The sequence below is a fragment of the Psychrobacter sp. ANT206 genome, from assembly GCF_056880555.1.
The window spans coordinates 329,054-344,421 of the sequence record NZ_CP096271.1 but is presented as its reverse complement, the minus strand read 5'-3'; the positions used below and the strand labels follow the sequence as shown (position 1 = coordinate 344,421).

Sequence of the window (15,368 nt, the reverse complement as noted above, 5' to 3'; positions counted from 1 at the left end):
ACTCAGTTAAAACGAATACAAGCAGCGCTCTTATCGATAATGTGAATAAAGCAAACCGACTTTATCTGATATTAGTGAATAGCACTCACATAATCTGACAAGATACGGATATCACGATCTGACAGTTTAGAAGCAACGGTCTGCATCATGCCCATCTCGCCTTCTTTTGCAGCATCATTGACACGCTTTTGCTCGTCGCTATCGATATCATCTACACGACCAGCGGCACGGAAAAGCTTTAACTGGGTGGCAATATATTCAGCATGCTGTCCACCTAAACGTGGAAATGCTGCCCATACGTTACCCGCTGCGTCTGGACCATGACAGCCCGCACAACCGATGACACCGCGTGACTTATCACCACCTAAAAATAACTTGCTGGCTTCTTGCGTGGTTGCAGGATTACCGAACGCCACACCCCAAGGTTTCTGGCTTGAGTAATAACCTGCAACGTTGGCTAAATCTTGCTGCGATAAATTGGCCACTTGCGACTGCATGATACCGTTTTTGCGGTAGCCTGCTTTAAAATTGACCAATTGCTTATATAAATACTTAACGTTTTGACCACCAAGATTTGGCTGGGCAGGCACAGGGCTCACACCATCAACACCATGACAAGCAGCACAGACAGTTTCTGCAATTTGTTTGCCGGCATTAAGATCATATTCAGGAACAGTGATAGCAGCTTGTACGCTGAAACTTGCAACACATAAGCTGGCGGCAGCGATTAACTTTTTCATTGATACAAATCCTACTAACTCGATGTAAGCATTGTTTAGAGTGATTGCATTATGTAGACGCATTATATTCACAAAGCCATTATTTAGTTGCTAAGCCGTATATTCTATCGTCTTTATCACAAGCAGCACGAAAGTACTTACTAATATCAGGGTTTATTTTGGATTATTATAGCAAGACTTTTTACTATTTGCCTACTTAATCGTAGCATTGGGTAGTTTTCCCCCTCACTGACTCAATCTCTGGTTTATAAAGTGCAAAAAGCGCAAAAGGTTCTAGACCCTTGCGCCTTATTTATATGTCTTAGCAAATAGCTAATAAAGATTTAATAGATATTTAGCTAATTATTTGCTCATATACTCAATCAACTTACGATAGTCATCATTGCTACAATCTTCGCACAACCCACCAGCTGGCATCTGAATCATACCATTTTTGACCGAACTAATAAGTGCAGGCATGCCTTTTTGTTTTATTAGCTGCTGCCATTTGGCACTATCGCCTTTTTTAATCGCATTCAAGGCACCGCTGTCGTGACACGCAGCGCAGGACTCATTATAAGTCGTTGCAGTACTAGCCGCCCCTGCACCAGTTATCATAGCTGCACTAATGATAAGCGCGCTAACACTGCTGGCTAAAAAGCGATTGCCTTTGGCAAAAATCATGGTCATCGATAACATAAGACACCTCCATTGGCTCATTCGTCCAGACGTTTGCTTCATTGCTTCTGCGCCTTAACATCTGTGAATAAACCTATTCTGATAGAGATTGTAACAATATATGTCAAATTAATATATATGAATATAGTTTAACTTTGTTAATACGCTTGGATAAAGAATCGAAAAATGAGTTATTAGCCGCCTATCAATTACATCTCTACTATAATTAATATGCGGCTAATAACCGTTATTTCAATAACTAAGCGCATTAATAGTATAGAATAGTCAGTAATTTAAAACCCTTATTTTATGAAAGGTTGATAGTTGGTTATTAGTAGCCAAAAATGCTGTGCTATTGACCGAGCAATGGCAAAATCTTTTACTATTTTATCTAAATTTAAGTATCTAAATTTTAACCGTAATGAGTCATTTATGAGTACCCCGTTCAACGATGTCGCCGCCAAGCATGCGGCTTTTAATACCAAAGCCCGTCAGCGTATTCAGCAAACTGAATTTATGATGTCAGCACCAACCTTTCGCCTGTGTCCTGCAGATATAGGCTTAGAGGTGGCATTTGCTGGTCGCTCAAACGCTGGTAAGTCTTCTGCCATCAATGCGCTTACCAACCAGCGCCAACTGGCACGCTCATCTAAAACGCCTGGTCGTACGCAGATGATTAACTTTTTTAATGTTGGTGATGCTGATAGACGATTGGTAGATTTGCCAGGTTATGGCTATGCCGCTGTACCGCTTGAGATGAAAAAAGAATGGCAGGTTGAACTAGAAGAATATTTGGTATCGCGCTCAAGCCTTGCAGGTCTGGTTCTGATGAGCGATATCCGTCATCCATTGAAGTTCTTTGATGAGCAAATGCTACGTTGGGCAAAAGATGGTGAGCTGCCCGTTCATATCTTGTTAACGAAAGCAGATAAGCTAAAGTATGGTGCCTCTAAAAATGCGTTGCTTAATACTCGTAAAAGACTGAAAGAACTGGGTCTGAACTGTAGTATTCAGCTGTTTTCAGCCTTAAGAAAAGAAGGTCTGGATGAATTAGCAGGGGTTATGGGCAACTGGTATGAGTATCAGCTAGATGCAGACAAAATTATCGAGTCCTCTTTTGCATTGCTAGAAGGCGATGAGCTAGAAGACGCAATCGAACAGGATGCGCTTCAAAAAGACAGCTATCAAGAAGACAGCAAATAAATCTCATATCTTTCAATGAAAAAGGGTTTATCGTTATTATCGATAAACCCTTTTTTTGTTATCATTTTTTACCATTTAAGCAGATTATCATTTACGCCGATTTATATTTAAGCACATAATAATTGTGCCAACGCTTGGGGCGTGTCCACCTGATATGTGGGCTGCTGTGCGGCAAGCTCGTCGCTGCTGGCGGTACCATAATTAACTGCAATACTGGTCATGCCCAGACTGTTTGCCATTTGAATATCATAAATGCTATCACCGATAAATACGGCATCAGAGATTTGCTGTTCGGTATATTGCAAAATATCCGTCAGCATTTGCGGGTCAGGTTTGGAGCCTGCTTCATCCGCACAGCGCGTCATAACAAAATAATGATGGCTATCTGAAGCGTCTAAAACACGATCTAGACCCTTACGCTTTTTACCTGTCGCAACTGCAAGCTGACGGTTTTGCTGCTGCAAGGTTTGTAGCATATTTTCTATCGGCGCAAAGAACGGTGTACGCTGGCTGTTAGCAATATAATAATCTGCGTAACTTTGTTGAATTAACAGTTTTTGCTGATCGCTTGAATACGGATATAAAAGCTCAATGCCCTTCATTAAACTTAACCCGATAATATCTTTGACGGCCTTATCGGTTGTCTTGAAGCCATGTGCCTCACCTGCTATATGCATAGCCTCAACAATCAAGCCAATCGAATCCATTAGCGTACCGTCCCAATCAAATATGATTAAGGTCTTATCGGCTAAATGATGCGGGTTGGCTGACTGAGAACTCTGAGCAGGAATCGTTATAGTAGTTTGGCTCATAGATAGACCTTTATAAATAATCATAATAAATGGCAGATAGCAAAACGTCACGGCGACTTATGTTTCATAAGCTATCGTGACGTTTAAAGCTGATGCTTAACATATCATCTAATCAAAGCTTGTTTAAGCAGCCGATTATTTAGGCAAATTGGCTTTAATCTCTTCTGGCATCCAGTCGAGCATCTCTTCTGGTAAAGGCGCAGTGATAGTCTCATAACCAGGTATATCTAAGCGCCACGCATGTAAGCATAGACGATGCACGCCAGATTTATCATGTACATGGTACTTATCATCCCCTAAGATAGCATGACCAATGTGCGCCAAATGCACACGAATTTGATGGGTACGTCCGGTGAGCGGCTTGGCTTCAATCAAGCTAACGTGCTGCTCAGCAATCATAAAACGACCATGAACGACGATATCAGTCTGACTCTCTTTGGTTTGCGGGTCTTGTGTATCTACCTTAACGCGGCGCTCACCGCTTGCCAGTGTATAACGTAATAATGACGCATCGATACGTTGTTCGTTAAGTGCAGGCTGACCTTTTGCAATACATAAATAATGCTTTTGAATGGTTTTGTCGACCAGATGCTGCTGCAATACTTTAAGTGCAGAGCGTTTTTTAGAGATCATTAATAAACCTGAAGTATCTTTATCGATACGATGCACCAGCTCTAAATACTTCTTGCCTGTGACTTCACGCATGGCTTCAATGACACCAAATGCAAGACCACTACCGCCATGAACCGCAATACCTGATGGTTTATTAAGCACGATCAAACCTTCATCTTCATAGACCACACGCGCCAATAAGCTTTTGGCAAATTCGGTGCTGATGATAGGTTTTTCACGAGTGGCAAGTACCACTGGCGCAATACGTACCACGTCTTCACGCTGCACTCTGTCATGAGCCTTGCAGCGCTTGTTATTGACGCGAATCTCATCTGAGCGAATCATTTTATAGATATGCGGTTTTGGCAAACCTTTTAAGCGATTAAGCAAAAAGTTATCCAAGCGCTGGTCGTGCTGATGACGCGTGACTTCAAGGTAATTGACCTTGCCGAAGTTGCTAATCTCATCGTCAGCACTTTGTGGGCGCGTTTTGCTATTAAAGATAGCTGGCGCTTCGTGGATAGGTTCGTCGTTTGTCATTTTTGAGTTCGTCATTTTTAGTTAGGCAATTACATAAAGATTTGCTATAGTTTAACATGTTGAGCGCCAATTAAGCAGAGGTTGAGACAATAATTCATTGCTAATTGATTGTTGTTTTAGGTGGAAAATATCGATTTTATGACTGGCTAATCACTTGTCAATACAATCGGCTGACTCATACAACCTATGCAAGCTCGGCGCTTCATCTGATTTTAAGGGTGTTATAGCAACAGATATACTTTATAATACCTAGTAAATTGAAAGAACATGACTGATATTTATCAGTAAAAAATTATTTTTTAGTAAAAACTATTTATTCTTATGAAGCATTTCTTACAGAATATTATGACAATAGATAGGATCGACTTGATAAATATGGCATTAGCCTTTTATTAAGCGATAACCAACCATATACCCTTTACTCACTACCGCATGATAACGACTTGATTTGATGATTTATTATCTAACAGTCCTTTAGCCGCGTGCAGTTGAGCAAGTATGGGTCGTTGAGAGTGCAATCGAGTATTACCCTGTAAACCTCGATAACTGCCTGAGTATTGGTGGTCAAACAGAGGACGATAAGTAGAATAGACATGAGACACCGTGCCGATAAGCCGGTCATTTATTCTGTTTGCCAAGTACGCCCCGCTGATGACTAACGCAGCAAGAACTCGCTTTGAGACGCCCAAGATATTATTAACGTTATATCCAAAAGAACGATAAATAAAGAATGACTAATTGCTTAATCTGGACGGATAACCGCTGAATTGTAATTTATACAGTCAACAGCGATATGATTGCTAGACCTTGATTGATTATGTGACAGCACGATGCTTTTTTGGCATCAGTAATACCTTTATATATCAGTAACCATGCGCCACTATGACGAAATGACAAAGTGCGCTGACCACCAATATGGTTCAAAATACTGATAATAAACGATCACTAACCTGCTTATGCATTAATCGCTATAACAAGCCTGCTTATATTAAGATATAGACTTACACCCTATACCTTCTATATTGAAGTTACTATCACTGGTCCAAAGTTAAGCTTTCGAAACGCGTTTCTGCGCTTTATTAATGCCATGCTTTATGTTCTTTCGTTAATTTATATCTGCTCATGCTAATTTTGTTATTAGCAAGTACTTGCCACTTTACCCTAAAGCCTGTCTTTTCGTTATTATGCGTACTCATAGGATACTATTATGAAACGCATTTTAATCAACGCCACCCAAAACGAAGAAATTCGTGTTGCCCTCTGTAAAGGCAATCATCTATACGATTTCGATTTAGAAAACCGTACCCGCGAACAAAAAAAATCTAATATCTATAAAGGCCACGTAACCCGTGTCGAGCCCTCGCTTGAAGCGGTATTTGTCGAATATGGCTCACAGCGTCAAGGCTTCTTGCCGATTCGTGAAATCTCTGCTGAATATTTAAGCGGCAATCCACGTGATGAGAACATCAAAAAGCTGATCAAAGAAGGTGACGAGCTCATCGTCCAAGTTGAAAAAGAAGAGCGCGGCAATAAAGGCGCTGCCCTTTCAACTTATGTGTCATTGGCTGGTCGTTATCTGGTATTAATGCCAAACAATCCTCGCGGCGGTGGCATCTCACGTCAAATCTCAGGCAAATTGCGTGAAGATATGAAACGTATGCTTGGCAGCTTAGATCTGCCAAAAGGCATGAGTGTCATCATACGTACTGCTGGTATTGGTAAAACCCAAGAAGACTTGCAGCACGATTTAAATCATTTGCTAAACATCTGGCAAGCCATTCAAGAACAAAACCAAAAATATCCGTCACCGCGCCTAGTGCATCAAGAAGCGGGCGTCGTTACGCGTGCTGTCCGTGACTATCTACGTGATGACATCTCTGAGATTTGGATTGATAACGAAAACGCTTATATTGAAGCAGCGGGCTTTATCGATGCTGTGATGCCAAAACAGGCTGAAAAACTACGCAAATATACCGATTATGAGCCGATGTTTTCGCGCTTTAATATTGAAAAACAGATTGAAACTGCCTATCAGCGTGAAGTTCGCCTACCATCAGGTGGCTCAATTGTTATCGATCAGACAGAAGCATTGGTATCTATCGATATCAACTCTGCTAAGTCTACCAAAGGTTCAGACGTTGCTGAAACCGCTTACCATACCAATCTAGAAGCCGCCGATGAGATTGCCCGTCAATTGCGCCTGCGTGATATGGGCGGTTTGATTGTCATTGATTTCATTGATATGAATGACAACAAGCATCAAAAAGAAGTTGAAAAACGTCTGATTGATGCTACCAAATATGACCGTGCCCGTGTCCAGTTTGGTGACATTTCTAAGTTTGGTTTGATGGAAATGAGCCGTCAGCGCCTGCGTCCATCATTAGAAGAGTCAACCGGTTATATCTGTCCACGCTGTCATGGTAATGGCATGATTCGTGACCTGCGTTCATTGTCATTATCTATCATGCGTCAGATTGAGCAAATCGCGCTAAAAGAGCGTCAAGGTGAAGTTCAAGCAGAAGTACCGACTGATATCGCAGCGTTTTTGCTGAATGAGAAACGCGATAGCTTGGTCTATCTTGAACAAGACAGTGGTACGCGCATCACTATTTTGCCGCATGCGCATTTAGAGTCGCCAAACTTTAAACTTCACTTTAATCGCGATGGCTTTGCCCCGTCAAGCTACGAGCGTATCACCGATACTCAGCTGCAAGAACATAGCGAGCTTGGCTACAACGTTGACTGGCAAACGGCTGAAAAAGAGCGCCCTGAGCAGCAGCCAACTCGACAGCCTCGTCAAGCTGCGGATAAAAATAGCAGCGATCAAGCGCAGGCTCGTCCTAATGCCCAGCAAAGTACGCCTACGCAGCAGCAACAGAATAGCACCAGTCATAGCAATGAACATCGCAGTAATAACAATAGTAGCAATGTGACATCAGCACGTGCGCCACAGGCTCAAGAGACTCCAAGCGCTCAAAACCCTCAGAGCTCTCAAAACATTGTGACCCCATCAGCGCCAGTAGCACCACAACCTACTGCTATTGCCGCTGCACAGCCGCAAGCAGTTGCTTGGTTGTCTAATTTATTTGCGCAAGCACCGCAAGCTCAAACGACATCAAGTGTTAGTAGCCGAGACGCAGCTGAAGCTATTGAAGCATTGGTCAATACCGGAGCACAAAGTCTAGGCTCGTTTGGCCAAGTGGATAATACGGCTTTAGCGAACAATGACAATAGTCAAAATACTGCAACGCCTCAGCCAGCAACTAATCAGCAAAGTAGTAATGAGCAGAATCGTCAATTGACACGTTCTGCTGAGAGTAGTACTGATGATAGCAGCGACGCTGAAGAAAGAAGAAGACGTAAACCACGCAAATCAAGACCATCTAAGCCGCGTCAAAGAAAAGAGCAGGCAGATGAAACTGAGAATAGCGCCACTAGCAATACGACTGACAGCAGCGCTAGCACTGATGACAAAGCTAATAATCAAGATAAACGTCATCAAGATAATAGACGTCATAGCGATCGTAATCGCAACAATCGCCAAGACAATAATCGTAATACAAATGAAGACAACGCTAATCCGACCAGTGTTAATGCAACCAGTGTCAGCGACAGCAGTCGTTCTGACAGCTCTGATAATGTAGTAGAAGAGCAAACTCGTACTAAGCGCAAATCGAACAGTCAACGTGGATCACGTGGCAAGCTTGAGCGCGGTGAAACTTTAACGGCAGCTGATTCTAAGCAAAACAATCAGCAAGCCTCTAAAAATGCTAACAGCAACAAAAACCAGTCTAATGCGCGTCGCAACCAAGACCCTAATGAAGTAGTATTACAGGTGAATGAAGCTACTAGTGAGCTCAAATCACCAGAAGTGGTACATTTGTCATTAGATGATAGCAAGTCTGCATCACGCCAAGCGACTCACAAGCAAGCAGTAATTGAAAGTGATACTGATGCTGCAAAGGAGCGTTTAGAGAATAATAATGAGCAACGTGCGGATAAGCAAAAGCCAGTCGATAACAAACCAGCTCAACAAACTGATAAAACGATTGATACCAGCAGCGTTGCATCTGATAACACACAACAAAGTAGCGTCCAAGCTGAAACTTCCGAAAAAGTCTCTGCACAAGTCAATACTACTCAGATCGATCAAGTAGAAAAAAGCGCTAATCCCAACAAAGCGGAGCAACCTACTTCGAAAGAAGACGATAAAAGCGGCGATAAAATTGGTAGCCACAAACCTGCTATAGATGAACGAGCTAATACAAAAAGCAGCATGGACAGTGAAGCCGAGAATACTGCATCAACTCAAGAAGTGGTAGCGGTACAAATAGAAAAGGCAGCGCCAATCGAAACCACTCAGAAGGCTCATGTTACTGAAAATACTGCCGAAGAAAATGTGGTCGTGGATTCTAACGAAGTTGCTGCCGAGGATAGTATCAGTCAGGCAGTACTTGAGCTTAGCCGTGATGCTTTATTTGCTGAACGCTACGTTGCGGCAAATAAGTTTGGTCAAGCCAGTAATGACCCACGCGTCGTACGTCTTCAACAGGTGCAAGCATCATTTGCTAAAGCGTCTCACGCAAATGAGCAGGATGCGCAAGCTAGTGAACGCGCTCCTACCATTCGTGGTACGGTTGGTGAATTTATCCGTGCAACCTTAGCAGAGGCAGAAAATCGCTTAGCGACAGACGGTGTCATCAGCTGCTTTAATGCTGCTATGGCTAAGCATCTAGAGCAGACGCCAGTTAAAGACAGCGCTGACAAACAAGTGGCTATTAAACCAGTTGCTCATAGCGACTTTGACTTTAGTAACTACGGCTATCAGCCTTTAGCAGCGGACTACATTGCACGGTTTGAGTCAATGACAAAAGCCGTCAGTCAGTTTGCAGCGTCCCAAGGTAAAACATCAGTAGAGCCTCGTGCTATCAGTAAACGTGCTAGCAACGATCCACGTGGTCAGCATCCTGATTATAAAGAATCAGCGGTATTGGCTGTGACTGATGCGGCAAATAACGAGCCCGTTCAAACGGGCATCGATATTGATGCGCATGAAGTAGAAGCCGATGCTCTGGCCAATCAAGCTCAAGCAGATGCTGTCAGTGATCAAAGCAAGCAGTTATTAGATGCTGAGCAAAAATTAGCAGAAGTAGATGCAGTGCAAGCTCATATCGAAAGCACTGATATCGAAAGTATCAAAAGTGCCGAAAATGATGTAGCTGAAATCAAAATGACCGACGTCGACGCTGCTGAGGCTGCAAACGTTACTGTCGAGCAAAGTGAGACTGTACAAGATGCTGAATCAATAGTAGCGCCTTCTCTGAAAGACGACAGTCAAGCAGCCAAGTCAAAAACGACCATAGCCAGTTATAAAAACATGATTGAAAATGTGGCAGAGCAATTACTACCACAAAAAGGCATGTTCAACTTAACAACGCCTAAAGTACCAAAGGCTCGTGCCCGTAAGCCAAAAGCTGACCATAAAAAGCCGACGCAAGCTGAAAAACTAGAGTCAGATGATTCAGATAACTCAGATAGAGAGAGCTAATCGTAAGTTACCCTGTCTAAAAAGCAAAAGCCCCAAAGTTGCCAGCAACTTTGGGGCTTTTTTATCTTCTATTTGATCGAATATAAGAGCTTATTTAATATTGTCGATTAACAACTAAAGCTATTAATGAGCAGCAGATTCATCCTTATTGCGTATTTTACCAACAACCGTCAAGAGTGCAACGATGATCGCGCCAATAATAAAGCCAATAACACCATTCAGTAAGGCGGTAGTGAAACTTTCAAAAATACCGGTCAAATGGGCAATATCCTCAACACCATGATATAAGAAATTAATGCCATGCACTAAGATACCACCACCGACTAAGAACATCGCCAAGGTACCAGCGATAGATAGAAATTTCATTAATTTGGGCGCTGCAGCAAATAAAACCTTACCGACCTTTTGGGTAAATGCGCCTTCTTTTTCCATCATATGTAAACCAACATCATCAATCTTGACAATACCAGCAACCAAACCATAGATACCAACGGTAATACTAATCGCTAAAATAGACAGCACTAAACTGCGCTCTAGCAAAGTTGCGCTAGCAGTGGCACCCAATGCAATCACAATGATTTCTGCTGATAAAATAAAATCGGTACGTATTGCTCCTTTGATTTTCTCTTTTTCAAAAGCAACCAAGTCTACCTTTTCATCAGCATTGGCTTTGCGACGAGCTTCTTGCTCTTCATCATGTGGTAAAGCATGTGGCCAAAAGCGGTGGATGACTTTTTCAGCACCTTCATAAACCAAAAACAACCCACCACACATCAATAAAAACGTAATTAATGGCGGGTAAATAGCGCTGATAAGTAACGCCGCTGGGACCAAAATGAGCTTATTAATAAATGAGCCTTTGGCAACTGCCCAAACAACGGGAAGCTCACGGTTTGCTTTGACGCCTGAGACCTGCTCAGCGTTAAGCGCTAAATCATCACCCAGTACCCCTGCTGTTTTTTTGGCGGCGATTTTGGTCATGACCGAAACGTCATCCAAGATTACACTGATATCATCAAGTAAGGTTAATAAACTGGCACCTGCCATAGTTGCTCCTTAAGCTAAATTGCTTCAATAAGTAAATTTTCAAATAACAGATGACTCTGTCGTAAAATATGGTCAGTCACAAAACACAGTTATAAGCAGTAGCCTACCTAGACATAAAATGATATGAAATAGCACAAATGTATTTTATTTATATTTTCTTAACGAATAGCTACAAATTGTGTATTTAATAAGACCGTTATACAGGCTTTCGCGGTTATTTATAAAAATATGCTAATATGAGGCTGATTATTAGTTATCTTTTGTTATCAATAAACTGTAAAAATTTATTACCTCTTATAGATCGATCTAGTCATCATGTTAGATCAACATTCCAAAAAATCTTCATTACCTTTTTGCTACCAAAATCTTGATTAGGCATGACTGCCTAAAGGAAACATCCTATGTTCTTAGCGCCTTTTTCTAAAACCAATCCCAACCGTGATACGTTTTCTCGCAGTCCTCTTACTCGTGTTATGAGTGCTGCCTTGCTGGTTATCGTTGCAGCTGGCTGCTCTAATAATGCAGCAGATGCGACCAGCAATACAGATCTTGTCAATAGCAGCAAAGCCAAAACGAGTACTGCTGCGGTTTCTAAGGACAGCGATGCCAAAGTAGTAAAGTCTTTGCAAGCCAATTTAAAGGCTTCTGGTATTGAAGAGACTATTCTCTCAGCTGTACCAACCGATATGACTGGTATTTATTGGGTGACAGCTGAAGGATTGCCTTCTTTTTTTACGGATAAGGCGGGCAAGCATATTATTCAAGGGCAAATCATCGCGGTTGGTGCAGAAGCGCCTGTGGATATTAGTGCCGCGTTGTTGGCCAGTACTGCCCAAGAAGCGTTAAAAGCAGTCGACAAAAAAGACATGGTTATTTATCCAGCAAAAGGCGCGACTAAAGCTGTGGTTTACGCCTTTACAGATGCAGATTGTGGTTATTGCCGTAAATTGCATGAAGAGATGGATGATATTAATACACGTGGCATCGAGGTACGTTATTTGGCATGGCCACGTAGCCAAGAATCAGTGCCAAAAATGGAAGCTATTTGGTGTAGTCAAGATCGTAAGGCGGCAATGAATCAGGGGAAAGCTGGCGCCGATGTACAAGCGCCTAGCTGTGCCAATCCTGTACAAGAACAGATGGCATTAGGGGCAAAACTTGGTGTGCGAGGTACGCCCGCTATCTTTACTGAAGCAGGACAGCAAGTAGGCGGCTATCTACCTGCAGCTCAATTGGCAGAAGCAGTTGGCGCTAACTAAAGACGGTTATATGATTTAAGTATTTGTGATATGTATGACGGTGGCGACATTGTGTAGACGTCACAACTGCTTATCGGTATGATAGGATAAAGCGCTAGGCAAGCTTAGCCATATAATTTCTATATAAGCGCTTATTTATGTTAGTGATTCTTGTAGTTTCAAGATCTTTCATAACCGCGCTTTTTATCCCACTATTTAATCTCTTGAGGATCCTGTGAGCAAATCCATCAAACTAGCGATACTTGGTTTAGGCACCGTCGGAACGGGCGTGGTCAATCTAATCAATGATAATTTAGATGAACTAAAACGTCGTAGCGGACGCGACATTGTGATTACCGAAGTTGGTATTCGTCGTCAGCGTGATGACATTAATCCCAATATTATGCAAAACAGTGATCTGATGGCAACCGCTGCCAGTGACAATGTCGATATTGTTATCGAATTAATTGGCGGTACGACCCTTGCAAAAGACGTTATTATGCACGCCATCAAAAATGGCAAGCATGTGGTGACCGCCAATAAAGCGTTATTGGCTGAGCATGGTAATGAGATTTTTGCTTTTGCTGAACAGCATAATGTTCATGTCGCCTATGAAGCAGCCGTAGCAGGTGGTATTCCAATTATTAAGGTCATGCGTGAAGGTTTAGCTGCCAATAAAATTGATTGGCTAGCGGGTATCATTAATGGTACGGGCAACTTTATCATGACAGAGATGCGCGATAAAGGTCGTCCGTTTGCCGATGTATTGAGCGAGGCGCAAGCACTTGGTTATGCTGAAGCCGACCCTACTTTTGACGTTGAAGGTATCGATGCGGCGCACAAGCTGGCGCTACTTGCCTCTATCGCCTTTGGTATTCCATTGCAGTTTGACAAAGTCTACTGTGAAGGTATTACCGGTATTACTTTGCAGGATGTCAATTACGCTGAAGAGCTTGGCTATCGTATTAAGCACTTGGGCTTTGCGGTTCGCCGTGCAGGAAATGGCAGCGGGGACGACAGCGCCGGTATTGAGCTGCGTGTACACCCAACGCTGATTCCACAGAACGCCCTACTTGCTAATGTTAATGGCGTAAAGAATGCCGTACTAGTGAACTCTCACCCTCTCGGTCAGACGTTATATTGCGGTGACGGCGCGGGTGCAGGCGCAACGGCTTCTGCAGTGATGGCAGATGTAATGGATTTAGTGCGTGTATTAGGATGTAAAGATGCTGACCAACAAAACAACAATGGTCATCATGTACCGCACTTAGCTTTTATCCCTGAAAAATTGTCAGATACGCCAATATTGCGTGCTGAACAAATGATTACCGGATATTACCTACGTGTCCATGCGTACGATAGCCCTGGTGTGTTGGCAGATATTACCCGTATCTTGAGTGATGCCGGTATCAATATCGATGCTATTTTACAAAAACCGGCGCATAAGCTCGGGCAAGTGCCAGTGATTATTTTAACGCTGCCAGTGGTTGAGAGTCAGATGAATCTTGCCATCGAAAAAATCGAGAAGTTAGACACCATTACTGATAAAGTAGTACGCATACGCTTAGATGAGCTGGCGTAAAAATATGCTTTGATCAATCAAATATGTTGGATTAAAATACTCAAAAAAGGAAATAACAATGTCACATGATGCAATTGTAATCTTAAACGGCGCTCGCACCCCAATGGGCGGCTTCCAAGGCGCATTGACAGACATAAGCGCCACAGATTTGGGCGCAGCGGCTATCAAAGCAGCTGTTGAGCGTTCAGGCGTTAATGTTGATAATATTGATGAAGTTATTATGGGCTGTATCTTAACCGCAGGTTTGGGTCAAGGTCCTGCGCGTCAAGCGATGCGCAAAGCTGGCTTGTCTGATGCGACGGGTGCAGTTACCATCAATAAGCTGTGCGGCTCAGGTCTAAAAGCAGTTATGCAAGCTCATGACGGTATCAAAGCCGGAAGCTTTAAGGTTGCTGTTGCTGGCGGTATGGAGTCGATGACCAATGCGCCTTATATCATGCCAGGTTCGCGTGGTGGCTATCGCATGGGACATAAAGAAGTCAAAGATCATATGTTCTTAGACGGTCTAGAAGATGCCGATACTGGTAAGTTAATGGGTCAATTTGCACAAGAAATGGCGGATGAAAAAGGCTATACGCGCGAACAAATGGATAATTTTGCTATTGAGTCGCTAAATCGTGCACTTACAGCGATCAAAGACAATCATTTCAAAGATGAAATTGAACCAGTTACGTTCAAAACTCGTAAAGGCGAGCAAACGGTTGATACCGATGAGCAGCCTGCCCTTGCTAATGCTGAGCGCATCCCTACTTTGCGTCCTGCCTTTGCAAAAGACGGTACCATCACCGCAGCAAACGCCAGCTCTATCTCAGACGGTGCTGCAGCTGTTGTATTGATGAAAGAGTCACAAGCCAAAGAAGAAGGTCTAGAGTATCAAGCGCGTATCATTGCGACTGCCTCTAATTCTCGTCATCCAAGCGAGTTCACTATTGCCCCAGTTGGCGCGATTGAAAAAGTATTGGCAAGTGCTGGCTGGTCAGTCGCTGATGTCGATTTATGGGAAATCAATGAAGCATTTGCCATGGTTACGATGGCAGCAATGGATGAGCTAAACATTGACCATGCTAAGGTAAACATCGAAGGCGGTGCTTGTGCCCTTGGTCACCCAGTTGGCTGTTCAGGTGCGCGTATCCTAGTGACGCTTATTAACTCTCTAAAGCGTACTGGTGGCAAAAAAGGCGTTGCTACACTGTGTATCGGTGGCGGCGAAGCAGTAGCAGTAGCAATCGAATTGGCTTAAGCTATTTTAAAATGATCGGTATGCTGTAAATTTTTAGCTTATTATCAGAATCTAAAACCGCATTGCTTTGAGCAATGCGATTTTTTTATGTCAAAATATTAACACCCGTCTGCTTAAACGTATTAGCGTAGGAAAGCCTTAACTTAAAG

10 protein-coding genes are annotated in these 15,368 nt (G+C 42.8%); 5 read left to right on the top strand and 5 right to left on the bottom strand.

The features are described from left to right. Positions 1-71: 71 nt before the first annotated feature. Together M0221_RS01470 and M0221_RS01465 are read right to left on the bottom strand one after the other, a co-directional pair. Complete coding sequence (locus M0221_RS01470; RefSeq protein WP_011512659.1) at positions 72-740, bottom strand: c-type cytochrome; 669 nt, start codon at positions 738-740, stop codon at positions 72-74. Positions 741-1,082: 342 nt separating this feature from the next. Next, entirely contained in the window at positions 1,083-1,418 is a 336-nt protein-coding gene (locus M0221_RS01465) for a c-type cytochrome (RefSeq protein WP_011512658.1), read from the bottom strand. A 411-nt stretch (positions 1,419-1,829) separates the two neighbouring features. Between M0221_RS01465 and yihA the strand changes: the two genes are divergently transcribed. Continuing rightward, a complete protein-coding gene (yihA, locus tag M0221_RS01460) occupies positions 1,830-2,600 on the top strand; it encodes a ribosome biogenesis GTP-binding protein YihA/YsxC (protein WP_084674207.1) in 771 nt (256 codons plus the stop codon). A gap of 107 nt (positions 2,601-2,707) precedes the next feature. Here the strand turns inward: yihA and M0221_RS01455 are convergent, their stop codons facing one another. Together M0221_RS01455 and M0221_RS01450 are read right to left on the bottom strand one after the other, a co-directional pair. Further along, a complete protein-coding gene (locus M0221_RS01455) occupies positions 2,708-3,412 on the bottom strand; it encodes an HAD family hydrolase (RefSeq protein ID WP_483284146.1) in 705 nt (234 codons plus the stop codon). Positions 3,413-3,547: 135 nt separating this feature from the next. After that, entirely contained in the window at positions 3,548-4,564 is a 1,017-nt protein-coding gene (locus M0221_RS01450; protein WP_483284145.1) for an RluA family pseudouridine synthase, read from the bottom strand. 1,207 nt (positions 4,565-5,771) lie between these two features. On the opposite strand from M0221_RS01450, the gene M0221_RS01445 reads away from it, so the two are divergent. Further along, positions 5,772-10,112 (top strand): Rne/Rng family ribonuclease, encoded by a 4,341-nt coding sequence (locus M0221_RS01445; RefSeq protein ID WP_483284144.1) that lies wholly within the window; start codon positions 5,772-5,774, stop codon positions 10,110-10,112. A gap of 123 nt (positions 10,113-10,235) precedes the next feature. On the opposite strand, the gene M0221_RS01440 is transcribed toward M0221_RS01445, so the two are convergent. After that, positions 10,236-11,159, bottom strand: coding sequence for a DUF808 domain-containing protein (locus tag M0221_RS01440; protein WP_149408897.1), 924 nt, complete (start codon positions 11,157-11,159; stop codon positions 10,236-10,238). A gap of 401 nt (positions 11,160-11,560) precedes the next feature. Between M0221_RS01440 and M0221_RS01435 the strand changes: the two genes are divergently transcribed. The 3 genes from M0221_RS01435 to M0221_RS01425 all read left to right on the top strand — a co-directional run bounded on the left by M0221_RS01435 (position 11,561) and on the right by M0221_RS01425 (position 15,219). Further along, on the top strand, positions 11,561-12,418 hold the full coding sequence (locus M0221_RS01435; RefSeq protein WP_483284143.1) for a DsbC family protein: 858 nt from the start codon (positions 11,561-11,563) through the stop codon (positions 12,416-12,418). A gap of 214 nt (positions 12,419-12,632) precedes the next feature. After that, entirely contained in the window at positions 12,633-13,979 is a 1,347-nt protein-coding gene (locus M0221_RS01430) for a homoserine dehydrogenase (RefSeq protein ID WP_483284142.1), read from the top strand. A 58-nt stretch (positions 13,980-14,037) separates the two neighbouring features. After that, positions 14,038-15,219, top strand: coding sequence for a thiolase family protein (locus tag M0221_RS01425; RefSeq protein ID WP_483284141.1), 1,182 nt, complete (start codon positions 14,038-14,040; stop codon positions 15,217-15,219). Positions 15,220-15,368: the final 149 nt, after the last annotated feature.